The 23,132-nt window shown below is 62.1% G+C and carries 21 protein-coding genes and 1 pseudogene; 11 read left to right on the top strand and 11 right to left on the bottom strand.

The window, feature by feature from the left end:
- Positions 1–180 precede the first annotated feature (180 nt).
- Positions 181–483 (top strand): DUF1236 domain-containing protein, encoded by a 303-nt coding sequence (locus tag NKH52_RS24395; protein WP_352734407.1) that lies wholly within the window; start codon positions 181–183, stop codon positions 481–483.
- Between the two features lie 87 nt (positions 484–570).
- Here NKH52_RS24395 and yghU read toward each other — a convergent pair whose 3' ends face one another.
- Positions 571–1,437 (bottom strand): glutathione-dependent disulfide-bond oxidoreductase, encoded by an 867-nt coding sequence (gene yghU / locus NKH52_RS24390; protein WP_352734405.1) that lies wholly within the window; start codon positions 1,435–1,437, stop codon positions 571–573.
- 195 nt (positions 1,438–1,632) lie between these two features.
- On the opposite strand from yghU, the gene NKH52_RS24385 reads away from it, so the two are divergent.
- Positions 1,633–2,538: a S1C family serine protease gene (locus NKH52_RS24385; protein WP_352734403.1), complete on the top strand. Its 906-nt coding sequence runs from the start codon at positions 1,633–1,635 to the stop codon at positions 2,536–2,538.
- 16 nt (positions 2,539–2,554) lie between these two features.
- Positions 2,555–3,529, top strand: a complete 975-nt coding sequence (locus tag NKH52_RS24380) for a LysR family transcriptional regulator (protein WP_352734401.1) — start codon at positions 2,555–2,557, stop codon at positions 3,527–3,529.
- A 15-nt stretch (positions 3,530–3,544) separates the two neighbouring features.
- On the opposite strand, the gene NKH52_RS24375 is transcribed toward NKH52_RS24380, so the two are convergent.
- Both NKH52_RS24375 and NKH52_RS24370 read right to left on the bottom strand, forming a co-directional pair.
- Positions 3,545–4,273: an SDR family oxidoreductase gene (locus NKH52_RS24375; protein ID WP_352734399.1), complete on the bottom strand. Its 729-nt coding sequence runs from the start codon at positions 4,271–4,273 to the stop codon at positions 3,545–3,547.
- Positions 4,274–4,384: 111 nt separating this feature from the next.
- Positions 4,385–4,999 (bottom strand): hypothetical protein, encoded by a 615-nt coding sequence (locus tag NKH52_RS24370; protein ID WP_352734397.1) that lies wholly within the window; start codon positions 4,997–4,999, stop codon positions 4,385–4,387.
- A 252-nt stretch (positions 5,000–5,251) separates the two neighbouring features.
- Between NKH52_RS24370 and NKH52_RS24365 the strand changes: the two genes are divergently transcribed.
- Together NKH52_RS24365 and NKH52_RS24360 are read left to right on the top strand one after the other, a co-directional pair.
- A complete protein-coding gene (locus NKH52_RS24365; RefSeq protein ID WP_352734395.1) occupies positions 5,252–5,851 on the top strand; it encodes a YdeI/OmpD-associated family protein in 600 nt (199 codons plus the stop codon).
- Between the two features lie 255 nt (positions 5,852–6,106).
- Entirely contained in the window at positions 6,107–7,240 is a 1,134-nt protein-coding gene (locus tag NKH52_RS24360; protein ID WP_352734393.1) for a transporter substrate-binding domain-containing protein, read from the top strand.
- 91 nt (positions 7,241–7,331) lie between these two features.
- Here the strand turns inward: NKH52_RS24360 and NKH52_RS24355 are convergent, their stop codons facing one another.
- Positions 7,332–7,643, bottom strand: coding sequence for a hypothetical protein (locus tag NKH52_RS24355; RefSeq protein ID WP_352734520.1), 312 nt, complete (start codon positions 7,641–7,643; stop codon positions 7,332–7,334).
- Between the two features lie 496 nt (positions 7,644–8,139).
- Here NKH52_RS24355 and NKH52_RS24350 point away from each other — a divergent pair, with 496 nt between their 5' ends.
- The gene (locus NKH52_RS24350) at positions 8,140–9,762 is read left to right on the top strand and encodes an ABC-F family ATP-binding cassette domain-containing protein (protein ID WP_352734391.1); all 1,623 of its coding nucleotides are present in this window, start codon (positions 8,140–8,142) and stop codon (positions 9,760–9,762) included.
- 3 nt (positions 9,763–9,765) lie between these two features.
- Here NKH52_RS24350 and NKH52_RS24345 read toward each other — a convergent pair whose 3' ends face one another.
- Positions 9,766–10,206, bottom strand: coding sequence for a lipid-binding SYLF domain-containing protein (locus tag NKH52_RS24345; RefSeq protein ID WP_023813342.1), 441 nt, complete (start codon positions 10,204–10,206; stop codon positions 9,766–9,768).
- 233 nt (positions 10,207–10,439) lie between these two features.
- On the opposite strand from NKH52_RS24345, the gene NKH52_RS24340 reads away from it, so the two are divergent.
- The 3 genes and pseudogenes from NKH52_RS24340 (at position 10,440) to NKH52_RS24330 (ending at position 13,377) form a co-directional block, all read left to right on the top strand.
- Entirely contained in the window at positions 10,440–10,796 is a 357-nt protein-coding gene (locus NKH52_RS24340) for a hypothetical protein (RefSeq protein WP_352734389.1), read from the top strand.
- A 55-nt stretch (positions 10,797–10,851) separates the two neighbouring features.
- Positions 10,852–11,102, top strand: a pseudogene (locus tag NKH52_RS24335) (ABC transporter permease); the annotation flags it as partial.
- A gap of 151 nt (positions 11,103–11,253) precedes the next feature.
- A complete protein-coding gene (locus NKH52_RS24330; RefSeq protein ID WP_352734387.1) occupies positions 11,254–13,377 on the top strand; it encodes a hypothetical protein in 2,124 nt (707 codons plus the stop codon).
- A gap of 80 nt (positions 13,378–13,457) precedes the next feature.
- Here the strand turns inward: NKH52_RS24330 and NKH52_RS24325 are convergent, their stop codons facing one another.
- The 6 genes from NKH52_RS24325 to NKH52_RS24300 form a co-directional block, all read right to left on the bottom strand.
- Positions 13,458–16,316 (bottom strand): glycosyltransferase, encoded by a 2,859-nt coding sequence (locus NKH52_RS24325; RefSeq protein WP_352734385.1) that lies wholly within the window; start codon positions 16,314–16,316, stop codon positions 13,458–13,460.
- Positions 16,317–16,690: 374 nt separating this feature from the next.
- On the bottom strand, positions 16,691–16,936 hold the full coding sequence (locus NKH52_RS24320) for a MoaD/ThiS family protein (RefSeq protein ID WP_127318017.1): 246 nt from the start codon (positions 16,934–16,936) through the stop codon (positions 16,691–16,693).
- 64 nt (positions 16,937–17,000) lie between these two features.
- Positions 17,001–19,262: a xanthine dehydrogenase family protein molybdopterin-binding subunit gene (locus NKH52_RS24315; RefSeq protein WP_352734383.1), complete on the bottom strand. Its 2,262-nt coding sequence runs from the start codon at positions 19,260–19,262 to the stop codon at positions 17,001–17,003.
- 1 nt (position 19,263) lies between these two features.
- On the bottom strand, positions 19,264–19,740 hold the full coding sequence (locus NKH52_RS24310; protein WP_013530647.1) for a (2Fe-2S)-binding protein: 477 nt from the start codon (positions 19,738–19,740) through the stop codon (positions 19,264–19,266).
- On the bottom strand, positions 19,740–20,600 hold the full coding sequence (locus NKH52_RS24305; RefSeq protein ID WP_352734380.1) for an FAD binding domain-containing protein: 861 nt from the start codon (positions 20,598–20,600) through the stop codon (positions 19,740–19,742). The genes NKH52_RS24310 and NKH52_RS24305 overlap by 1 nt, the downstream gene beginning before the upstream one ends.
- 287 nt (positions 20,601–20,887) lie before the next feature.
- The gene (locus NKH52_RS24300; RefSeq protein ID WP_127297794.1) at positions 20,888–21,781 is read right to left on the bottom strand and encodes a LysR family transcriptional regulator; all 894 of its coding nucleotides are present in this window, start codon (positions 21,779–21,781) and stop codon (positions 20,888–20,890) included.
- 100 nt (positions 21,782–21,881) lie between these two features.
- Between NKH52_RS24300 and NKH52_RS24295 the strand changes: the two genes are divergently transcribed.
- Both NKH52_RS24295 and NKH52_RS24290 read left to right on the top strand, forming a co-directional pair.
- A complete protein-coding gene (locus tag NKH52_RS24295; RefSeq protein ID WP_352734378.1) occupies positions 21,882–22,640 on the top strand; it encodes an SDR family oxidoreductase in 759 nt (252 codons plus the stop codon).
- A 54-nt stretch (positions 22,641–22,694) separates the two neighbouring features.
- Complete coding sequence (locus NKH52_RS24290) at positions 22,695–22,907, top strand: tautomerase family protein (RefSeq protein ID WP_352734376.1); 213 nt, start codon at positions 22,695–22,697, stop codon at positions 22,905–22,907.
- Positions 22,908–23,132: the final 225 nt, after the last annotated feature.

The raw sequence follows: 23,132 nt of genomic DNA, 5'->3' as shown, positions 1-23,132 counted from the left end.
TATCCGTACATATTTGTGCAAGTTTTCAAGCTTTTCCGTGTTGCCTGCCGAACGTTTGATCAGCAAAAAATCAATATCGGACCGAAATTGTATCGTCAATTCTGACGTTACGATGGAACCGCCTGCCAGCGGTGGAGTTTTTATGGAGGGCGGAATTCAGTTATCACCAGGAGAATGGTCATGAAACTTTATCTTACGAGCGCGGCGGCCGCCGTCGTCCTGATGGGCGGCATTGGTGCGGCGCTGGCGGAAAACGTCGTCGTCGTCCAGCCGGAGCAGGAGACGGTCGTTCGCGAATACATCAAGAGGGAACCGCTTGCCTCGGTGAACCTTCTGGGAGTCGAACTCAAGCTCGGCTCCTCGGTGCCGGACACTGTCGAACTGCGTGAGGTGCCCGACGTCAAATACCGCGTCGCCGTGATCAATGACCAGACGGTCCTGGTCGATCCCGAGACCCGCCAGATCGTCGAAGTACTGCACTAGGGGATTCCCGCAGCACTGGGCCTTGGGAAAAACCCGCCCCGACGTCGCGTCGGTGGCGGGTTTCCTTTTGTCGCGATCCGCGATGGCCTATTCGGCGGCCAGTCTATCCTGCGTCTTGGTCTCGAAATCGCCGGCGTCGTGGCGCTCATGCAGTTGCATGGCAGGCTCGCCGAAAGCGCGGTTGACCATGCGGCCGCGCTTGACCGCCGGTCGGGCGTCGATCGCCTTGGCCCAGCGTTGCACATGTGCGTATTCCTGCACGGATAGGAACTCGGCGGAATCATTGTACATGCGGCCGAGCGCCAGCCCGCCATACCAGGGCCACACCGCCATATCGGCGATGGAATAGTCCTTGCCGCCGAGATATTCAGTCTCGGCCAGCCGGCGGTCGAGCACATCCATCTGGCGTTTCACCTCCATCGAGAAGCGGTCGATGGCATATTCGAACTTTTCCGGCGCATAGGCGTAGAAATGGCCGAAGCCGCCGCCCAGATACGGCGCCGAGCCCATCTGCCAGAACAGCCAGGACAGCACTTCGGCGCGCGCCGGCTGTTCGGTAGGCAGGAATTCGCCGAACTTTTCGGCGAGATAGACCAGGATCGAACCGGATTCGAAGATGCGCACCGGCGTCTTGCCGCTGCGGTCCATCAGGGCCGGGATCTTGGAGTTTGGATTAACCTCGACGAAGCCGCTGCCGAACTGGTCGCCATCGTTGATCCGGATCAGCCAGGCGTCGTATTCGGCACCCTTGTGGCCGCGCGCCAGAAGCTCTTCCAGCATGACCGTGACCTTGACGCCGTTCGGCGTCGCCAGCGAATAGAGCTGCAATGGATGCTTGCCGACGGGCAGTTCCTTGTCATGCGTCGGCCCGGCGATCGGCCGGTTGATGCTGGCAAAGGCTCCGCCGCTCGGCTTGTTCCAGGTCCATACTTTCGGCGGTGTGTAGTCGGTCATTTCGTGGCCTCGTGTCGGGGAAGGATGGCAGGTCGCCATAAACTAGGGCTGCGGATGTGTAAGTTCAACTTGCGTTGAACTATTATCGATGCCCGCGGAGCCAACATCGGCAATTGGGCACTTCCTCACCCTTGCGCCTTCTCCTGCGTGGCATACCTATAGAAGATGTCACCAAAGCCCATCCAGGACAAAAGCATGACCATCAATCCCAATCCGCGCTCGGTCGTTGCCGTGCGGGCCACTGTTCCCGAAGATGCCTTTACGGCCGGGGCGCTCGGCACGCTCAGGGAAGGCAGCGGCGTCGTCATTCGCAATGACGGGCTGGTGCTGACCATCGGCTATCTCATCACGGAGGCGGAAGAGGTCTGGCTGACCAGCCATGACGGCCGCGTCATCCCCGCTCATGCGCTGGCCTACGATCAGGAATCAGGCTTCGGCCTGGTGCAGGCGCTGGCGCCGCTCGGCCTGCCGGCGGTGGCGCTGGGCGATGCCGGCAGGGCGAGGATCGGTGACGCGGTCGTGCTGGCCGACGGCATCGGCCAGTCTGTGCAGGCCAGGATCGTCACCAAGCAGGAATTCGCCGGCTATTGGGAATATCTGCTCGACGAGGCGATCTTCATTGCGCCGGCGCACCCCTCCTGGGGCGGTGCCGGGCTGTTCGGCGCTGACGGCTCGCTGCTCGGCATCGGTTCCCTGCGCCTGCAGATGAGCCGCAACGGCGAGGTCGCCGACATCAACATGGTGGTGCCGATCGATCTGTTGCCGCCCATTCTCGATGACCTCCTGACGCGCGGCCAGGTCGCCAAGCCGCCGCGCCCGTGGCTCGGCGCCCTGTCGGCCGAAAGCGACGGCAGAGTGGTGGTGATGAGCGTGACCGAGGGCGGCCCGGCGGCCAAGGCCGGCCTGCGCCAGGGCGACATCATCTCCGACATTCGCGACGGCGCGGTCGACGGGCTGGCCGATTTCTATCGCAAGCTGTGGGAGAGCGGCTCGGCCGGGGCCGAGATTCCGATGCGGGTGCTGCGCGACGGCCGCGAGACCTGGCTGCGCGTCAAATCGGCCGACCGCGGCAGTTTTCTGAAAAAGCCGCAACTGCAGTAGACGCGTCAGCCACGCGATGCATCCAAGACTGCTCAAGACCTTCCTGGCGGTGGCGCGGAGCCGCAGCGTCACGCGCGCCGCAGAAGTGGTCCACCTCGCGCAATCGAGCGTCAGCGATCAGATCCAGGCACTCGAAACGGAGCTTGGCGCGGCCCTGTTCACGCGCGCGAAGTCAGGCCTTGAGCTGACGCCGGCCGGGCTGGCGCTGAAGCCGATCGCCGAGGATCTGTTGCGGCTCGATGGCGAGGCGCGCGCGGCCGTGCAGGCGGCGGCAAGTCAGACAAGCGGGCAGGTGACGATCGGCGCACTGGAGACGATTGCCTCGGCACGGCTGGCGTCCTGGCTACCTGGATTCCAGGCCGGTCATCCCGACATCATTGTGCGGATGAAGGTGGCGGGCAGCGGCGCGCTGCTGCGCCAGCTGGAGGAAGGCGACATCGATGTCGCCTTCTGTTTCGACCGCCGTGACTTCGCGAAGGACGCGTCCGATGAACGCTTCGCCAGGCGCACCATAGCAGCCGAACCGCTGGTGCTGGTCGCGGCTCCGGGGCAAGGCAGTGCAGAGCGTGATCTGGCCACCCTTGCCACACACTCCTTCGTGGCAACGGAGCCCGGATGCGTCTACCGACACATGTTCGACACAGCCTTTGCCGAGGCGGGCGTTGCCGCGCCAAAACTTGCCGCTGAGGTCGGCAGCATTGGCGCCATTGCGCGGCTGGTGGCGGCCGGCGCGGGGCCCGCCCTCGTTCCACGCCTTGCCGTCACCGATGCGCTGGCGCGTGGTGAAATCGTCGAACTGCCGTGGCCCGGTCCGATGCGAACCGCGCCGCTGACGATGATCTGGCGGCGCCGGCGCGTCCAGCCGCCGGCACTCAAGCAATTGCTCACTGCCGCGCGCGCCACGCTCGTGCCGGTCCCGCAGTCCGCCAAGGCTGGTTCAGGACTCGAATCGGCGAACCGCTCCAAGGCCTTGTTTACAAACAACTCCTGACGGAAGCACGACGGTCTAGACCAAGCGGTGGCCGCCCTCAACATGCAGCGTCGTTCCCGTGGTAAAGCCATTGCCGATCAGGAAGGCGATGGCGTCGGCGATGTCATCGGGTTGGCCGATCCGCCCGACCGGCAGCCGCTCGGCCATCGCGGCCAGGGTCTCGTTCTTGCGATCGCCGGCCACCTGCGCCCAGATCGTGGTGTCGACCCAGCCGGGTGACACGGCATTGACGCGGATCGGCGCCAACTCCACCGCCAGCGCCCGCACGAGGCCTCCGAGCGCCGCATTGACTGACGCGACGACGGAGCCTCGCGCGGTGGGCCGGTAGGCGGCAATGCCGGAAACGAAGGTCATCGAACCGGTCGCTGCCAGCCGTGGCGCACCGTGCTTGGCGAGCAGCAGCGGTCCATAAAGCTTGCTCTCGACCATTTTTTGCGCCGCCTTCAGGTCAAGTTCCGGCAGCAGCTGGTAGGTGCCTTCGATGTCGGCTGCGGTGCTGACGATGTGATTGACGTCGCCGATCCCTGCGAACAGAGCCGCGACCTGGTCTTCGCGCGTGATGTCGACGACGGCGGTCTCCAGCCCGGCGGGATTGCCCAGCGCCTGGCGCGCCTGCCGCAGCCGGTTCTCGCCGCGCCCGGCTATGATCACCCTGGCCCCAGACTCAACGCAGCGCCGGGCCAGCGCCAGACCCATGCCGGAGCCGCCGCCGACGATCAGGATTTTCTCATTTGAAATGCTCATTCGCTCTGCCTTTGCTTGGATGGAGAAGGGCAGGGAATTGGCAGTCCGGTACGGCAAGTGAAAACGGAAGAAACCGATAGCGCTATCGGAAGCGCCGATGATGCAGGGCGATCAGTTGCCGCAAGCGGTGAAGGCAGCGCCCGGGTTCCAGTCCTTGAAGGCGATGGCCTGGCCTTCGACCGAGACGGTCTTGTGCTTGGTGCTGCCGTCCGGCTGCTTTTCGCTGCCGGTGCCTTTGCCGGTCAGCACATTGTACTCGCAGGCGCTTTCGGCATTCTCCTTCAAATAGTCATCATGGTCATAGGCGAAGCCGGCGACGATAAAGGCACCGTCGCGCCAGGCGATGGTCAGCGTCATGTCGGTCCGTTCGCTGCCGACCGGCATCGCCGGCAGGTAGAATTTGATCGAACCGTTGGGCAGCATCGTCAGTTCCGGCTCGGTGTCGGAGTTCTCGTAGCCCGGCCGGTCGTAGCCGTTCCATTCCCCGTGGATCTGCTCGTGCACGATCTCGACGGGCTTGAGGTAATTGTGCTCCTTGTCCCTGAGGAAGAAGTGGACATCCATCGGGTGGCCGGGCTCGGTCTCCACCACCATGGCGAGATCGACGGCGCCGTCGCCATTGAAGTCGCCAGTCACAGCCGTGACGATTTTCCGGGTTTCGATCGGCTCCGCAAGGGCGAGGCTCGGCAACAGCAAAGATAGAAAAGCGAGCAGCAGAGATTTCATGGTGGCACATTCCCCCAGACTGACACCTTGCGGTCCTATAGCATGGCGGTGGAATATCGCGCGCCCTCTCTTCTCCCCGACGAAGTCGCGCGGCGATGCTTTCCTTTGCTTTGTGGTGGCGCAACTGACGACAACCGACAGCGATCTGTGCCACATGCCGGGCAATGACGATGGGTGCAATGCGGGGGGCAAGATGACTGTGGGAGCAGGAACTGTGGTGGCGCGAGCGGCACTGAACAAACAGGCCGGCTAATGGCGCCGGTCAAGGTTGATCCCGACAAGGTCCATGAATTCCCGGATCCGGGCAGCTTCTACGCATGGCTCGGCAAGCACCACGCCACGGAAACCGAAGTGTGGATCAAGGTTCACAAGGTGGGGTCGGGACTGAAGTCGATCACCCCCAAGCAAGCCATCGACGTGGTGCTGTGCTTCGGCTGGATCGATGGGGTGCGCAAGGGGTTGGACGACAAGAGTTTCCTGCAGCGCTACACGCCGCGCGGTCGGAAGAGCATCTGGAGCCTGATCAACATCGACAATGTGGCGCGGCTGGTCGAGGAGGGCCGCATGACCGAGCATGGGCTCAAACAGGTCGAGGCGGCGAAGGCCGACGGGCGCTGGGCGCGCGCCTATGGCAGCGGCAAGGAGATGAAGATCCCGGATGATCTGCAGGCTGCCATAGACGCCGAACCCGCTGCGAAGGTGATGCTGGCAAAGCTCAGTGCCCAGAACCGTTTCGCGCTCGCCTTCCGCACCCACAACATGAAGACCGAGGCCGGGCGCAAGAAGAAGATCGAGACGTTTGTGGCAATGCTGAAGCGCGGCGAGACGATCTACCCGCAAGGCAGGAAGTAAGGTTTGGGGTGGGCTGGTTTGGGCGCCAGTTCGTCTTCCGCACGGCAAGCCTGTCGTCACGGGATCCGGCGTTGCGCGAAGCGCTTCAGGATCTGAATCGTGAAATTGTTCCAACTGCTTGTTTTTGCGCAATTCGATGGTCGGCGCGTCGCGCGGCTGCTTCAGCAACGACATCGCCGGTGGACGAAGGACGGCACGGCGGCTACCCTTCGAAAGCCGCGACGATCGAGCGGCGGACGCTGGGAGTCGTTGCCGTTGAGAAGAGTTGCTTCGTGGACGATGGCGCTGGGTCTCATTGTCATCGTCGCGTGTGTGGGAGCCGGCGCCACGCTTGCCCAGACCTCGCCCGACCAGACGTCTCCCGACCTGGCTTCCCCCTCGGCCTCGCCGGCAAAAGAGATCTCGGTCGGGATCAAGGAGGCGCCGCCTTTTGCGTTCAAGCTGCAGGACGGCAGCTGGTCGGGATTGAGCATCGACCTCTGGCAGAAAATAGCCGGGCGGCTCAACCTTCGCTTCCGCTATGTCGAAGTGCCTGCCGTGCAGGACCAGATCGATGGCGTCGTCAACGGCAGGTTCGATGCGGCGATGGCCGCGATCACGGTCACGGCCGACCGCGAAAAGGACGTCGACTTCACGCAACCCTTCTTCACGACCGGGCTCGGCATTGCGACACCGCTCAACAACCAGCCGTCATGGCGGCCGGTGCTGCATGCCCTGACGTCGTTCGGCTTCCTGCAGGCGGTGCTGGGGCTGGTCATCATATCGGTGGTGGTCGGCGTCCTGATCTGGATGTTCGAACGTCGGCACAATGACGATTTCGGCGGCGGCGTCGCCAAGGGACTGTTTTCCAGCATGTGGTGGTCGACCATCGCCGCGACGCAAGCCAGCACCGGCGACTTCGGTCCGCGAACCGTGCCGGGGCGCGTGCTGGCCGCGCTCTGGATGATGGGATCGATCATTGCCATCGCGGTGTTCACCGCGGGCGTCACATCGGTGCTGACGGTGACGCAGATGGAAGGAATGGTGCAGGGCGAAAGCGATCTCGCCCAGGTCAGGGTCGGCGCGGTGCAGAGCTCGTCGACGGCGTCCTATCTGGATTCCACCCAGATCCGTCATCAGGACTTTGCCTCGATCCAGCAAGGCCTCAACGCGCTTCGCGCCGGCAAGATCGATGCGCTGGTGCACGACAAGCCGCTGCTTGGCTGGCTGGTCGGGCAGAATTACGCGACGAGCCTGCAGGTTCTCGATGCGACCTTCGACCAGCAGCAATATGCCATTGCGCTGCCGCTCGGCAGCCCGTTGCGCAAGTCTCTCGATGTCGCCCTCCTGCAGACCATCGAAAGCGATTGGTGGAAACAGGCCGTCTTCCAGTATCTGGGCGAGAAGTAGTCGACAGGAACTTCCGCGGTGCGATGCGCTGGAAAAACCGCCCTCACTCTGCGAGAGAGGCGGCCCTTTCTTCAAGGATTGATGGTTGCTGTCACTGGTTCAGGTCGACCGGCGTCACGCCAAGAAGCTTCAGGGCGTTGGCGTAGGTCCTGATGCCTTGGGCCTGTTTGCGCTCGGCACAAAACCGGTTCGCCTTGTCCTGGAGCGCGGTTGCTTCGGCGATCTGGCTTGCGCTGGTGCCTGGGGTGGCCTTCGTTTGGATAGCCCCGTCGAGTTGAAGGCCGAGTTGGCTGCAATATTCGCTCCGGGTGACCGCTGCTTCCGCACCCGATTGTGCGACCGCCAGCATGGCGAGCGAAATGCCTGTCAGGGCACCGATCCATCCGGTCGAACGTCGTTGCATGTTTCGGGACCATTTCTTGGCGTTGTGCCGCGGCCGCTTGGCCGCCGCGAGGGTGGTTATGACAGGCGATGTTTTCGCGAGTTTTTCCCGGATGTTGAATCTTGTTTCTGGGGTGTGTCTGGTGGGCGTTGAAGCTGCCAATCTCCCCCCTCGTGGCAGGGCTATCGCATATGGAATTCCTGAGATGTCTGCCCGGCACGGACCCCCACGCCTAACCCCTCCCCACAAGGGAGAGGGAGACTTCCGTTGGCACTGACCAGGGAGAATCGCCTGTCTTTTCGGCGCCAAGAAGAATTAAAGGCACGCGGCAGCGTTCCCTCCCCCTTGTGGGGAGGGTTAGGGTGGGGGTTCTTCTTCGCAAGAATCCATATGCGATAGCCCTGCCACGAGGGGGGAGATCGGCTGTATGCGGCGCTTGCGCCTCTTTCTTTGCGGCCATCCTTCGCGTAAGGCGCCGGGCAAATCCTTTCACGCAAGCATATAGCCCGGACACCGCATGATCAGACTTGAAAGCATCAGCAAGCAGAACGGCCGTCAGCTTGTCTTCATCGAAGCGTCGGCGTCCCTGCAGAAGGGCGAGAAGGTCGGCCTCGTTGGGCCGAACGGCGCCGGCAAGACGACGCTGTTTCGCATGATAACCGGCCAGGAGCAGCCCGACGAAGGCCAGGTGCAGGTCGATCGCGGCGTCACCATCGGCTATTTCAGCCAGGATGTCGGCGACATGGAAGGCCACAGCGCCGTGGCCGAAGTGATGAACGGTGCCGGGCCGGTAAGCGAAGTCGCGGCCGAGATGGCAGCGCTCGAGGCAGCCATGGCCGATCCCGACCAGGCCGACCAGATGGACGAGATCATCGAAAAATATGGCGAGGCGCAGCACCGCTTCGAGGAACTCGACGGTTATGCGCTGGATGGCCGCGCCCGCGAAGTGCTGGACGGTCTCGGCTTTTCGCAGGAGATGATGGACGGCGATGTCGGAAAGCTGTCGGGCGGCTGGAAGATGCGCGTGGCGCTGGCCCGCATCCTGTTGATGCGGCCCGACGCCATGTTGCTCGATGAGCCAAGCAACCATCTCGATCTGGAGAGCCTGATCTGGCTGGAGTCCTTCCTGAAGAACTATGATGGCGCGCTGCTGATGACCTCGCACGATCGCGAGTTCATGAACCGCATCGTCAACAAGGTGGTCGAGATCGACGCCGGTTCGCTGACCGCCTATTCCGGAAACTACGAATTCTACCAGCAGCAACGCGCGATCGCCGACAAGCAGCAGCAGGCACAGTTCGAGCGCCAGCAGGCGATGCTGGCCAAGGAGATCGCCTTCATCGAGCGCTTCAAGGCGCGCGCCTCGCATGCCGCACAGGTGCAAAGCCGGGTGAAGAAGCTGGACAAGATCGACCGCGTCGAGCCGCCGAAGCGCCGCCAGACGGTTTCGTTCGATTTCCTGCCGGCGCCGCGCTGCGGCGAGGATGTCGTGACGCTGAAGAACGTCCACAAGGGCTATGGCAGCCGCACCATCTATGAGGGGCTCGATTTCCAGGTCCGCCGCCGCGAGCGCTGGTGCATCATGGGCGTCAACGGCGCCGGCAAGTCGACGCTCTTGAAGCTGGTCGCCGGCGCTTCCGAGCCCGACACCGGCACGGTCGCGCGCGGGCCAAGTGTCAAAATGGGTTATTTCGCCCAGCACGCGATGGAAGTGCTGAAAGGCGAGCGCACCGTGTTTCAGACACTGGAGGACGCGTTTCCGCAGGCCGGTCAGGCGCCGCTCAGGGCACTCGCCGGCTGCTTCGGCTTTTCCGGCGACGAGATCGAGAAGAAATGCCGTGTGCTGTCGGGCGGTGAGAAGGCGCGGCTGGTGATGGCGCTGATGCTGTTCGACCCGCCCAACCTTTTGGTGCTGGACGAGCCGACCAACCATCTCGACATCGCCACCAAGGAGATGCTGATCACGGCGCTTTCGCAGTACGAGGGCACCATGCTGTTCGTCTCGCACGACCGGCATTTTCTGGCGGCGCTTTCCAACCGCGTGCTGGAATTGACGCCCGAAGGCATCCACACCTATGGGGGCGGCTATACGGAATATGTCGAGCGCACCGGGCAGGAAGCGCCGGGGTTGAGGAGCTAGCCCTTACCGCAGCGAGATGCTCATGCCGCTGAGGTCGGCGTTGACCTGCAGGCCGACCTGCCTGCCCGTCAATTCGAGCCGGGCGCCCTTGTCATTGCTCATGACGATCACCTGAGCCCCTTTGCCAAGCGCGCCGCCGCCGCCCGCCGCACCATAGACCCCGGTCACATCCCGTGCGCGTTTGATGTGGCGCACGGTGCCTTGGAAATAGGTCTTGGAGACGCCGAAGGCGAGACCGCCCGATACGCCGCCGACCGAGATGGGATAGCGGCGGCCATGGAAGGTCAGCGTTCCTTCGCCTCCGGAGCCGCCGACGAAGAAGGCCGCCTTGTAGACGGCGAAGCGGATCGTGCCGCTGTCGGCATGCGCGGCGCTGGCAAAGCCGATGCTCGCGGTGGCGATGGCGGCCACCGCGATGGAACGAAATCCGGATGAAATCTTCATGGTGAGAACTCCTCAATGTCGCCGCTTTGCCGGCCGCGCAGCGTGGGATCAAAGTTACAACTGAACAGTCTCGCCCGTGATTTGGTTCCAGTATGGGTTCGAATCCGGCGGCTGGAGGGCCGGGGAGAGGGCGGCCGGGTTGCGGAGGGTGGGGAAGGCGCCTGACCGCAGCTATCGCCTTGTGGGATGAAGAGGTCTATGCAGGCCCTTACAAGGCTTAGGAGAGGCTTCGGATGAGAATCGCAATCTGCCTCGCATTGACTGCGGCAGTGGCCGGATGCGCGACCTCCCCGGTCGACTATGAGGCGTCGCTTTCGCAGCAGGACCAGAAATGGGCTTCGCAGGCATGCCAGCAGGCCCGCATGGCGGCTTCGGATTACGAGGCTCGAGAGAAGGAGCATCCGGGGTGGGGTTTCGGCGTCCTGCTTGGTCCATACTCGATGGGCCTCGTCGCAGCCATCAAGGAGCATGAGCAGAAGCAACGAAAGCTGTTCGCCCGCCAGGTGCACCTGCAATGCTCAAGCCTGCCGCTGCCGAAGGAACTGCAGGGCGATTTGAACCCTGGGGTGCCGCCGACGAAGTATCCATAGCCCTGCCGCGCCTTCCGGGCGCAAGGCGGCGGGTTCCGAAGCGGCGATGGAAAGCATCGGCCTGATCAAGGCCCCTTCGCTGTCGCTCGCCGAACCGCTGGTGCTGCCCTCGGCGGCGGCCGCCGTGATCGGCGGCACCTCCATCTTCGGCGGCCGCGGCGGCTACACCCATCATCGGCGCGCTGATCCTGACTGTGCTGACGACGCTCTTGACGATTTTGAGATGCCGGAGGGGCAAGGCGGATCTTCGGGCTGATCGTGCTGTTGGTGACGGCGGCTTATTTGCGGATTGTGGAGGAGCGGTAGGGGTGATGGTTGGGTCGAAAATGGACCTGCCTTCCAAGCCAAGGTAAACGTTTGTCATTACACTATCGGGGATAGCGTCGTGAGGCCTTGACTTCGATGCAACTACCGCATCACGGTCACGATCGGGAAATGGTTTCCAGCGGATTGGATGATGACGTTAGACATTCGCGGAAGCCTGAAGAATACAAAGCTCAGCTCCAACCGGTATGTGGTTGTAGAAGAGTTGATCTCGAACTCGATCGATGCCTTCCTGATTAGGCGAAGCATTGATTCCACCGACGTAAGTCTTGGAATTAATCTATCCGTCAATCTCTTCGCGACCGACCTGCTGAAGCAAGAAATCGACCTTTCCATTTCCTGCATAGACAATGGTTGCGGCATGGGGGACGAGCAAACGAACGCGTTCCTCACAAAGGACACGTCCTACAAGGACGACCTCGCCATCGTGGGGATCGGGAAGTGCAAGGGATCAGGTCGAATCCAGTTCTTCCATCACTTCGCGAGCGTCGGCATTAAAAGCACTTACCGCGAAGGCGAGCGCATGCTTCAGCGGACGCTCCTTCCCACAGATGGGCGCAAGAAGCTCGAACTGGACAACTTCGCGATTACGGACGGCGTTACCTCCGACATTGGCACCACTATCACCCTGTCCGGGTTGAGGGCTTCAACGCGCGAGCTTATCTACGCGATAGACAAGATTACCAGTACCTTCTCCGCCGCAAACATCAGGCGACACATACTCATGGCCTTCCTGCAGAGGCTAGTGAGCCTAAAGGCTGAACTGGGCGACTTCGAGATGGTCTTCAAGACAACCTACCCCGACGGCGTCGAGGAGACGGAAATCCTGCGTGCACGCGACCTGCCCCCCGTTTCTAACGAGCGGGCGGTGGAGGTAGAGGAGTGCGATCCGCGGACCGGCCAAGCGCTGGGGCGCTCCCAGAGCTTCCAGCTTTCCCACTACAAACTCGACGCGGCGCAGTACGACCTTCCACGAAACGCTATCTCACTCTGCGCGAAGTCTTCACCCGCCAAGGACATCACGTATCGCTATCTCCGGACCAAAACTGAGCAGAACAGACCGGTGAACGGTTTCCACCACATCGTCCTCATCGAGGGTGCGCTGTTGGACAAACGCGTGAATGAGCAACGTGACGACTTCGAAGGCATTCCCGAAGCACTTCCTACGGAGGACATGTTCACGAACGAAACAGTGTCCTACGCCGCATTATATGAACAGATAGACCCGATCATCGACGAATTCGTCACGCCTACAGGCTGGAGCCGCGACGGCGTGATCGCCGATGCGGCAGAGAAGTTCGGTGTCTCGCCACCGATGCTGACCGACACCGACACGCGGGTGGTCTACGGCGACACCGCGAAGTCCGTCGCGGAGCGCGTCCTGAAGAAGTATCAGGACCGCATCATCGCCGACACGGCGGAGATTTTTGACCTGAAGGAGGAGATCACCCGGACCGAACCTCACTCAGCCGACTTCCGCCAAAAGATCAACGAATTGTCGTGGCGTTACACGTCGTCGCTCAAGACCTTCGACATGGCCAATCTGTCGCAGCTCGTGGTTCGTCGCGCGGCAATCGTCGAGATACTCTCGCTTGCATGCGGCAAGAAGTTGGACGTCCAGGCCGTAGACGGCGAAAAGCGGATGGACGAGCGCATCATCCACAGCATCTTCTTCCCTATGAGAAAGGACAGCAGCGAAGTCTCTGATCACGACATCTGGCTGCTCAGCGAGGAGTATCAGTACTACGACTACATCGCGTCGGATAAGCCGCTGTCTAAGATCAAATGGTCCGATGACGAGATCCTGTTCGAGGGCGATATCGATGAAGAGTTCGAGCGGGTCCTACGCGGGCGGGCCGATGCGAACGGTTCGCTTAGGCCCGACATTGCTGTCTTCAACAAGGAAGGGTCTGCGATTATCGTTGAGTTCAAGGCTCCGGGGGTCAGCATGGATGAGCACATAGGCGACCTTTCCGAGTATGCCCACCTACTCGCTGCCAAGTCGAAGGGTAGACTGAAGAAGTTCTATGGCTACCTCATAGGCGACACCGTTAATCGTCTGCGGATGCCAGGCTACACGCGATTCCCGATGGGCAAGGGGTATTTCCGCACAACCTCCCTCTATGATCCCGAGAATGGCCGAAGTCTTGGTGAGCTCTATGAAGAGGTGCTCTTTTTTGAGGACGTGGTGGACCGGGCACGCAAGCGCGTCAGCGTATACAAGGATCGCCTGAACATCGACGTGACTAAGAGGTAAGAACTCGATCAGGCGGCTGGCTTACCAAATGCCGCCTTTGCGCCCCGTTCGCGTCGACGGCTGAAGGAGGCAGTCAGCTACTAGGAGACCGTGTCATTGTTGACTTGCGACCTGAACTGCAGCGGTTGCTCGATCGTCAAGCTCCTCCGCTTCGAGCGCACCAGAACCTTGAGATGTGCGATCATTTCTAGCACGACCTCAGCCGGGCGATGGGCAACCTCCTGACGATCAACCTTATAGTTACTTATCAAATCCGCGATCACGCTAACCACGACAACTGGCAGTTCGCTTGAGATCGCGTTCGCAGCTTGAACCGCCCCGGCGGCTCCTACGTCCAGAGCCGCGAGGCTCCGGGAGACTGTTTCGAGCGCCCCCAGATCGCCGGTTTTCATGACCATACTTACCGAAGCGAGAGGCCCAACATGAACCTGTCCCAGTCGACCTTCCATCGCGAGTTGATATCCGAGGTGTTGCAGAATCATAGGCGTCACGGATACGTGTGGACGAATATGGTGGATCTCGTTCGAAGAGAAATTGGGTTCGAACGTTAGCACCTCTGAAGAGATGACGACGTCCCCGACGTTTTGACTCGGGTGAAGTCCTGCGCAGCGGCTGACGATGAAGACAGCATCTGGTCTGTTGTCGATCAGCATGGAAGTCATCGCGATCGCAGACGCTATACTGCCTAGTTCCCGTAGAATGGTACAGGTTACTCGCGCACCCGAATGGGTCGTTCCGCGAAAATAGAGGCGGCCTGAGCGCGTGAAGCGATTGAGCCGCATCAGCCTGTCAAAAAATGCGCTCGCCGCCTCATCGCTTTCGAGAAGCACGCCAATATGCGGCTGCGCCGCCATGTTGTCGATGGTCACGGGTTTGAGATTGTGGCGTTCTAGGACAGCGCCAGCATCACGAGCGAGAACGCTCATGGATCCACCCTCTTTCACCATGGCACCGATGACGACGCCAAGTATGTCTCCCTGCTCATCTGAAACGACGGCACCTGATCCGCCTCGGCCTATACCTGCCTCCAGGGCCACCTCGAAAATGTCTTCGTACCGCCGCTTGCCGTGATCGCCCACAGCTAAATCCATCGTCATGTCGATGGCGTCGATGCTGCCCTGAACGATTTTGCCAGGCATCTCAACGAATGCCTTCGCCCCTGGACGGCGATATCCCAATGACCGGTTAGCAAACGGGAGCTCGCCGCCGCCAACCAGCAACGTCGCCCAATCTGTGCGTTCTTCGAGCAGCTCAAGCATCAGAGGGATGCGCTGCTCGTCAACGACTATCTCTATCCTGTCGTGGAAGCTGCCGGGAAACGCGTGCGCTACTGTGATCGCAAACAGCTGGCCTGAAAGGTTGACACCGAACAGGCCAACGGTGGCACGCCGCTCTCCGTTGATCAATAGCTCGTGCCCACTACTGAGCTCTGTCGAAGTCAGCTTCACCTCCTCAACCTCACGCATGATCACCTCAAAGCCCTCGATCTTATCGGGAAGGTTGGGTTTGGCGCCCTTCTCCACCGTCACGACAATCGCTTGCTTGAGACCAACTGCAATCACGCCCTGCTTCGTCATAAGTGCTTCTCGCTCAGCCGCCAGGACATTTTCGATCGTCGACGGCACTACGGCTACAGCGGGCGCTGCCCCTTCCCCTACGGCGCCCATATCCGCGGACGTGACCTCTTCAAGACTTGATGCCGACCGATCCTGATGGGCAGCCTCAACGATCTCAATAAATGTGGTGGCCGCCTTATCCCACGAGCAAACCGATGATAGATAGCCCCGCAAGCGTGGATAAAGGAGTTCATCCGCCGCGCCATCGACTAGCAACGGCACTGTGGCGTTGGCGAACCGCGCCGCGATGTCCTTCGGGTCGCCCGACATATCGATAACACAGCTTGAAAAGTTTTGACCGGTCTCTTGGGCCGTCTCGAGTATGAGCTCCGCCATGCCGCTGTTTTGAGAAACAATGATCGGCGCACCGAACGACATCGCTTCGCAAGCAACCAGGCCGAAGCCCTCCTCGCGTGACGGCATGAGGAAGGCGGTCGCGCCGCGCAGATCCGCGTTGAGGCTCTCCTTGTCCGTCGTATAGGGGCGAACGAATATCTCCGGCGTGCCCCCCACCTCCGCCGCCCATGATAAGAGTTTTTCCTGAAGCATCTCCGGATGATCTTCTGCCCCGCGAACGATGTAGCGGGGCTTGATATGCCGGGCCTTAGTGAGCGGATTGGCGCTCCACTGCTTGTCGATGAGTCCAGCCGTGAAGGCGAAGATATCCAGACCTTTCACGTTGGTGCTTTCGGTTCGCCCCAAACAGACGACGGTCGGCTGGGCAGGCGCTGCTTCACGCACCTGCTGGTCGGCCGATAGTCCACAGTCGATGCGGTGGACGCGGCCGTGCTCGAGCTTATGTGCCAGAAACATGTCGCGGGTTGCACGATAAAGGCGGGGACCAACGCAAAAGACGACGTCCGCTCTTTTTGCTATATCGAGTTCAACTTTCTGCTTCTCCTCACGAGCAGCGACGAAACTATCCTTTTTGTTCTCTTTGACCGCTTCGGTCCGCATCGGATCCATGTGGATGAATTGAACCGCGCAGGCTTTTGGAAACCAGAAACGGCGAAGCTCGCTAGCCGCCGGGCCGGAGAACGAGCTGTGCCCGACGACCGCTATTACGGAAGCGGGATCGATCGCGCGGAACGCGTCCGACATCAGCACTGGCGTCCAGTCGTCAGCCCTTTGCCCATGAATGAGAGTAAGCCCACTCCGGAACGCTTGGTCCACCTCAGACTTGTTCGCATAGGTAACTACCGCGATGCATTCGAGGTCTGGGCGGCTGCGGGCCAATGCGAGCAACAACTCACGGTTGACAGTCTGAATACCGCCCTTGCTACTGTCCCAGCGATCCATGACGAAGATAATACGTCGCCTCATGCCCCCGCTGCTTCCCCCATTAGCACTGCTTCGGCACCTTAATCAGCTTGTTAGATTTAGTCTGCCGAATTCTTCTGTTTGTGACCGACGTGCTCCACGACCGAAAGGGTGGTCTTCAGCTTCTCTGGGGTGGTGAGGCCGATGTCTGCGCTTATGGTGGATGGATCGAATGGTTGATCGCGAAATCTCTTAACATCGGAGGGCGGAGAAGACGCAATACAAACGTCGACCGACCATGGGCACAATGCGTCAGTCTGCAGTTGACCCAACTGAACCCGGGAGCAGAGGAGGTTCGCTAGCCCCTTGCCCTTTAGCAAGCGGCTCGGCTGACAGAATTACGGTGACAGTGCACTTCTTACCTGTCAGCCGTCCGCCTACCCCCCCGCCAGCCGCGGCAACAAAAAAATCTCCGCCCCCTGCGGCAGCTTCTTCGACCAGGTATCGCGATAAATCGTCCCGTCGATGGCGACGGCGATGCCCTTGTCGATCCAGGGCTCGAGGCCGGGATACTGTTCAGCCAGCTTTCTGAACAGCTCCCTGATATCCTTGGCCTCGATCTCGACCTTGCTGTTGCCTCCGGCGGTCGCGGCGAGCGAGCCCCAGAGCGTTACTTCGACCATTCGCGAGACCCCTATTCGGGATGGAGCATGATGTTATCCGAAAACCGCTTCGCACTTTTCGGCATCATGCTCTAGCCGCCTCGATCGCCGCCAGGATGCGTGGCGGCGACATCGGGATATGCGTCATGCGCACGCCCGCGGCGTTCGACACCGCATTGGCGATCGCCGCCAGCGGCGGCACGATCGACGTCTCGCCGACACCGCGCACCCCGTAGGGATGGTTGGGGTTGGGGATTTCGAGGATCTGCGTGTCGATCATCGGTAGGTCCGAGCAGACCGGGATGCGGTAGTCGAGGAAGCCGGCGTTCTGCAGCCGCCCGTCCTTGCCGTAGATATACTCCTCGTTGAGCGCCCAGCCGATGCCTTGCGCGGCACCGCCCTGGTACTGTCCCTCGACATAGGTCGGGTGCACCGCCTTGCCGGCATCCTGCACGACCGTGTAGCGAATGACCCTGGTGGCGCCGGTATCGGGATCGACCTCGATATCGCAGATATGGGTGGCGAAGGAGACGCCGGCGCCATCGGCGACGAGCTCGCTGTGGCCGGCGATCGGTCCGCCGGTCTTGCCCGACTCGACCGCGATCTCCTTCAGCGACAGCTTGCCGAGATTGCCGTGCTTCTCGCCCTTGGCAATCGCGTGGCCCTTTTCCCAGACCACGTCGTCGACGGCAATGTCCCACATCTGCGCGGCGCGTTCGCGCAGGATCAGAATCGCGTTGCGGGCGGCCGAGATCGTCGCCATGGAAGAGGAGAAGGTGCCACGGCTGCCGTCCGTCATGTCGTTGTAGCCGAGGCTGGAGGTGTCGGCGACGATTGCCTTGACCTGGGAATAGTCGATGCCGAGTTCCTCCGCCGCCACCAGCGACAGCGACGCGCGCGAACCACCGACATCGACCGTGCCGACGGCAAGCGAGACCGAGCCGTCCATGCCGATGTTGAGGTCGGTGCAGGTCTGGCCGCCAAAATTGAACCAGAAGCCGCAAGCCATGCCGCGGCCCTGGTTCGGGCCAAGCGGCGCCTTCATGTGCGGATGGCTCTTCACCGCCTCCAGCGTCGGGCCGATGCCGATCGGGCCGTAGACCGGGCCGTAGGAGGATCTTGTGCCTTCCTGCGCGGCGTTTTTGATGCGGAAGTCGACCGGATCCATGCCGATCTTCTTGGCCAGCTCGTCCACCGTGCTTTCCACCGCGAAGGCCGCCATCGGCGCCGATGGCGCGCGATAGGCCGCGGTCTTCGGCCGGTTGACCAGCACTTCGTAGCCGACCGTCTTGACGTTATCGAGCTTGTAGCAGGCGAATGCCGTCATTGCGCCGATCTCGGCCCAGGAGCCGGCATACGGGCCGCAGCTGTAGCGCAGCGTCGCTTCGGCGGCGGTGATCGTGCCGTCCTTGCGGGCGCCGATCTTGACGTCGATCGAGGTGGCGCTGGTCGGGCCCGAGGCGCGGAACACCTCGTCGCGGGTCATCACCAGCTTCACCGGCCGTCCAGCCTTGCGCGACAGCGCCAGCGCCACCGGCTCGGCCCAGACATGGGTCTTGCCGCCAAAACCGCCGCCGATCTCCGAGGAGGTGACGCGCAGTTTCGAGGCTTCCATGCCAAGCAGTTGCGCACAGTGCTGGCGGTAGACGAAATGGCCCTGCGTGCACACCCAGAGATCAGCGGTGCCGTCCGAGCTGAAATTGGCCACGCAAGCATGCGGCTCGATATAGCCCTGGTGCGTCTGCTCGGTCTTGAAGGAGCGCTCGACGATGAAGTCGGCGTGCCCGAAACCCTGATGGACATCGCCATGGCCAAACTGGCTGCGCTTGGTGATGTTGGAGGGTTTTACCGGCTTTTCCTCAAGGCCCTCGGTGAAGATGGCATCATTGATCAAGGGCGCCGTGTGCTTCGCCGCCTCGTCGACATCGGTGACATGCGGCAAAAGCTCGTATTCAATCTCGATGAGCTTCAGCGCCTGCCTGGCGGTGCGGGCGTCGATCGCGGCGACCGCGGCCACCGCGTGGCCGTCATAGAGCGCCTTCGTGCGCGCCATGCAATTGTCGAGGACGTCGTACATGGCGGCATCGCCAACGGTGAGGTCCGGCAGGTCGGCCGCGGTGATCACCGCCTTGACGCCAGCGAGCTTTTCCGCCTTCGAAATGTCGATCTTGACGATCCTGGCGTGGGCGTGCGGGCTTCTGAGAACACGCCCGATCAGCTGGCCGGCCATGTTGAAGTCGGCGCCATAGCGCGCGCGGCCCGTCACCTTGTCGATGCCGTCGGGACGGATCGGACGCGTGCCGACGGATGTGAATTTACGTCCGGAAAAACGTGGATCGAAATTCATCTCAGGCTCCCTTCATCACGATGGCCGCGTCCTGGACGGCGCGCACGATCTTGTCGTAGCCGGTGCAGCGGCACAGGTTCCCGGCAAGACCGAAGCGGATTTCCTCCTCGGTCGGGTCGGGGTTCTTGGCCAAAAGGTCCTTGGCCGCGATCAGGAAGCCCGGCGTGCAGATGCCGCATTGCAGCGCCGCATGCTCGAGGAACTTCTGCTGCAGCGGGTGCAGCGTATCGCCATGGGCCATGCCCTCGATGGTCTCGACGCGGCGGCCTTCAGCCTCGGCGCCGAGCACCAGGCATGAGCACACAAGCCGGTCGTCGAGGATGATCGAGCAGGCACCGCAGTCGCCGGTGCCGCAGCCTTCCTTGGCGCCCGTCAGCCCCAGCCGATCACGCAGGACGTCGAGCAGCGTCTCGTCGGGCTGGCAAAGATACTCGACAGCGTCGCCGTTGATTGTGGTTGAAACTGCTATACCAGCCATCATTTGCCTCCTGCACGTGCATAGGCTGATGTGGCGGCCCGCTGGGCCAGCACACCCGCAACTTTTCGTCTGAATTCGATGGTGCCGCGCTTGTCGTCGATGGGACGGCATGCCCCCGCGCAAACCTTGGCGAGCCGCTCCATCGTCGCCTCGTCCAGCCTGGAGCCGATGAGCACCTCCGCCGCCTCTTCGACCAGAAGCACTGTCGCCGCCACGGCGCCCAGCGCAACGCGGGCCGATTTGACGACACCGTGCTCGTCGAGCGTCAGGTTCACCCCGGCGCTGACCACCGCGATGTCCATCTCGGTGCGCGGAATGAAACGCAGATAGGCATCGCCAGACCGCGGCTCGCGCTTGTCGAGCAGGATCGCCTCGATGATCTCGCCTTTGGCCAGCGACGTCTTGCCCGGCGCGGTCGGCACGCTCTGCACGGGGATCGTGCGCCGGCCCGCCGGCCCGACGACCACTGCCCTGGCGCCGGCGGCAACCAGCGCCGGCACGCTGTCGGCGGCCGGCGAGGCGTTGCAGAGATTGCCCACGATGGTGCAGCGTCCCTGCACCTGCTTCGAGCCGATCAGCTTGGCCGCCTCGACGACACCAGGCCATGCCTTCTTGAGGGCGGTGTTCTCCCCCAGGACGGCGCAGGGAACCGCGGCGCCGATGCTGAAGCCTTCAGCCGTTTCCCGGATCTCGCTCAAGCCATCGATCGCCTTGATGTCGACGATCAGCTCTGGTTCGGCAAAGCCGCCCTTCATTCTGACCAGGAGGTCGCTGCCTCCCGCAAGGATGGCGGCCGTACCAGCCGACCCGGCCAACTGGCCAACGGCATCTTCTATTGAAAGCGGACGTATGTAGCGCATCGTCTCCCCTTGGTCATCGCGATTTCAGCGACCGTTATAAACAGTCTCCTCATAATGGCTATCCGGTTCCTCATCTGCGGCGATTAGGCCAGGCGCCGCAACATCCAGTCCAACAGACGGAAGGTGGCGCGCTGAATGGCAGCAACCGGCTTTGAGACGATTTTCGTGAAACTTCGGTTGTGGATCAAGTGCGCTCATTCGCTTTTGTCCGCCTTTGGACCGGAACGGCCTCAGCCCGTCGACGCGCTTTCCCCGGAAGACCGTTTCACATTTTTCTTGGAATTGCCCTAGAGATCGGCCTCGGCGAAGATGCGCGACGCCCAGTCGAGGAAGACGCGCAGGCGTGGCGAGAGCTGTCTGTTCTGCGGGTAAAGCGCCGACAGCGGCGTTGGCGAGGGCGTGTAGTCGGCCAGCACCTCGACGAGCGTCCCATCAGCAAGGTCCTTCTCGAAGCGATAGCGCGGCGCCTGGATGAGGCCGAGGCCAAGCCGCGCCAGATCGGCGGCGGTGTCGGAATTGTTGGCGGCGACGCGGCCGGGCAGCCTGACCTCACGGATATTGCCGGCGACGGTGAATTCGAACGGAAGGGTCTCGCCGGTGCGCGACGAAACAAAGCCCACGGCCTGGTGACCGTCGAGCGCATCGGGGGAGGCGGGCGTGCCGTGGCGTTCGAGATAGCCAGGGCTGGCGCAGGTGATCTCGCGGATGACAGCGAGCCGCCGCATGATCATGCCGCTGTCGGGTAGCTCGCCGACGCGGATCACACAGTCGACGCCTTCACGCACGAGATCGACCAGCCGGTCGCTTTGGCCGATCTGCAGGTCGATCCTGACATAGCGGTCGAGGAACTCCGGCAGGCGCGGCAACAGGAATGTGCGGGTGAGCAGCGTGCTGGCGTCGATGCGCAGCAGGCCGAAAGGCTCCGCATTGCGGAAGGCGGCCTCGGCATCCTCGATTTCGGCCAGGATCGACAGGCAGCGCCGATAGTAGGCTTCGCCGTCCTGGGTGGCGTTCACCTGCCGCGTCGTTCGTTCCAGAAGCCGCGCGCCGAGATGCTCTTCCAGCCGCCTGATCGATTCCGTCGCGGTTGAGCGCGGCAGGCCGAGATCGGCCGCGGCAGCGGTGAAGCTGCGTCGCTCCAGAACGCGAACGAAGAGCCGCATCGTGTCCAGTCGATCCATGGCTTTTGTTCGCAGTTTCCGAATAGTGATGTCAATAGGCGGCTGATTATCCGGAAAGCGGGCCGGCCTATATCCGTGTCACCAACACGGAGAGACTTCCATGACATCCAAGCAAACAGATACGGGTGGCCAAACCAGAACCGCGATCGTGACCGGCGCCTCCAAAGGCATCGGCGCCGCCATCGCACAGCGGCTCGCCCGCGACGGCGTAGCCGTCGTCGTCAACTATGCACGGGGCCGCGCCGAGGCCGAAGAGCTTGTGCGCAGCATCCAAGCCGGCGGCGGCAAGGCGATCGCCGTTCAGGCCGATATCGCCGATCCAAACGGCATTGCATCACTGTTCGACGCCGGCGAGAAGGCGTTCGGCGGCATCGACATCCTCGTCAACAATGCCGGCGTCATGAAGACGTCGCCGATGGCGCAGACCGACGATGCTTCGTTCGACACGCAGATCGCGATCAATCTCGGCGGCGTGTTCCGCGGCATGCGGGAAGGCGCGCGCCGGCTTCGCGACGGCGGCCGCATCGTCAATTTTTCCAGCAGCGTCGTCGGTCTCTACCAGCTGGGCTACGGCGTCTACGCCGCCACCAAGGCGGGTGTTGAGGCGATGACCCATATCCTGGCCAAGGAGCTTGGCGCGCGCCGCATTACCGTCAACGCGGTGGCGCCCGGACCGATCGAGACCGGGCTGTTCACGGACGGCAAGAGCGAGGCGCAGATCGAGGCCATCGGCAAGATGATCCCGCTCGGCCGGCTCGGCCAGCCCGATGACATTGCCGGGCTGGTCTCGTTCCTGGCCGGTCCGGACAGCTTCTGGGTCAACGGACAAATCATACGAGCCAATGGCGGCGTGGTCTGAGCCGTCGCCGACCGCTCCACCCCGAACCTGAAACTCCACAGAAAGGAAAAGATCATGCCATTCGCCAACATCAAGCTACCGCAAGCGGCGCTCTCCAGGGCGCAGAAGGAAGACCTCATCCATCGAACGACAGCCATGTTCGTCGACTTTTTCGGCGAGGGTGTGCGCCCCTTCACGATGGTGCTGGTCGAGGAGGTCGCCGACGGCGGCTATGGCCGGGCCGACGAAGTGTTCGTCGTGCCGCAAGTTTTTCGCGCAAAGGAGTAGTGCCGGGCCGACCTCCTCTCCCGACTTCGTGAGGCGAGGAACTCCAGTCTAGTAAAGTTTGCGCCAGAACCCCCACCCGGACCTCCGGTCCGACCTCCCCACAAGGGGGAGGTAGGGAGCCAGCTTTTCCGCATTTCCAAGGTAGTGTGCTGAGAGTTCTGCAAATTCGCTGAGAGAGGGCGGTCATGGCAGGCTGGTGATGTTCAACGTCACCGATTCCCGCGA

Origin of the sequence: Mesorhizobium sp. M1066, assembly GCF_040318635.1 — a bacterium.
Taxonomy (GTDB): Bacteria; Pseudomonadota; Alphaproteobacteria; order Rhizobiales; family Rhizobiaceae; genus Mesorhizobium.
This window is presented reverse-complemented; position numbering and strand designations above follow the sequence as displayed.

Coding starts and splice junctions, on each gene's coding strand:
- NKH52_RS24365 (WP_352734395.1), top strand. CDS start 5,252: ATGGCGCCGGTCAAGGTTGATCCCGACAAGGTCCATGAATTCCCGGAT.
- NKH52_RS24380 (WP_352734401.1), top strand. CDS start 2,555: ATGCATCCAAGACTGCTCAAGACCTTCCTGGCGGTGGCGCGGAGCCGC.
- NKH52_RS24375 (WP_352734399.1), bottom strand. CDS start 4,273: ATGAGCATTTCAAATGAGAAAATCCTGATCGTCGGCGGCGGCTCCGGC.
- NKH52_RS24305 (WP_352734380.1), bottom strand. CDS start 20,600: ATGCGCTACATACGTCCGCTTTCAATAGAAGATGCCGTTGGCCAGTTG.
- NKH52_RS24310 (WP_013530647.1), bottom strand. CDS start 19,740: ATGGCTGGTATAGCAGTTTCAACCACAATCAACGGCGACGCTGTCGAG.
- NKH52_RS24395 (WP_352734407.1), top strand. CDS start 181: ATGAAACTTTATCTTACGAGCGCGGCGGCCGCCGTCGTCCTGATGGGC.
- NKH52_RS24370 (WP_352734397.1), bottom strand. CDS start 4,999: ATGAAATCTCTGCTGCTCGCTTTTCTATCTTTGCTGTTGCCGAGCCTC.
- yghU (WP_352734405.1), bottom strand. CDS start 1,437: ATGACCGACTACACACCGCCGAAAGTATGGACCTGGAACAAGCCGAGC.
- NKH52_RS24320 (WP_127318017.1), bottom strand. CDS start 16,936: ATGGTCGAAGTAACGCTCTGGGGCTCGCTCGCCGCGACCGCCGGAGGC.
- NKH52_RS24295 (WP_352734378.1), top strand. CDS start 21,882: ATGACATCCAAGCAAACAGATACGGGTGGCCAAACCAGAACCGCGATC.
- NKH52_RS24300 (WP_127297794.1), bottom strand. CDS start 21,781: ATGGATCGACTGGACACGATGCGGCTCTTCGTTCGCGTTCTGGAGCGA.
- NKH52_RS24355 (WP_352734520.1), bottom strand. CDS start 7,643: ATGCAACGACGTTCGACCGGATGGATCGGTGCCCTGACAGGCATTTCG.
- NKH52_RS24290 (WP_352734376.1), top strand. CDS start 22,695: ATGCCATTCGCCAACATCAAGCTACCGCAAGCGGCGCTCTCCAGGGCG.
- NKH52_RS24350 (WP_352734391.1), top strand. CDS start 8,140: ATGATCAGACTTGAAAGCATCAGCAAGCAGAACGGCCGTCAGCTTGTC.
- NKH52_RS24345 (WP_023813342.1), bottom strand. CDS start 10,206: ATGAAGATTTCATCCGGATTTCGTTCCATCGCGGTGGCCGCCATCGCC.
- NKH52_RS24340 (WP_352734389.1), top strand. CDS start 10,440: ATGAGAATCGCAATCTGCCTCGCATTGACTGCGGCAGTGGCCGGATGC.
- NKH52_RS24315 (WP_352734383.1), bottom strand. CDS start 19,262: ATGAATTTCGATCCACGTTTTTCCGGACGTAAATTCACATCCGTCGGC.
- NKH52_RS24330 (WP_352734387.1), top strand. CDS start 11,254: ATGACGTTAGACATTCGCGGAAGCCTGAAGAATACAAAGCTCAGCTCC.
- NKH52_RS24325 (WP_352734385.1), bottom strand. CDS start 16,316: ATGAGGCGACGTATTATCTTCGTCATGGATCGCTGGGACAGTAGCAAG.
- NKH52_RS24385 (WP_352734403.1), top strand. CDS start 1,633: ATGACCATCAATCCCAATCCGCGCTCGGTCGTTGCCGTGCGGGCCACT.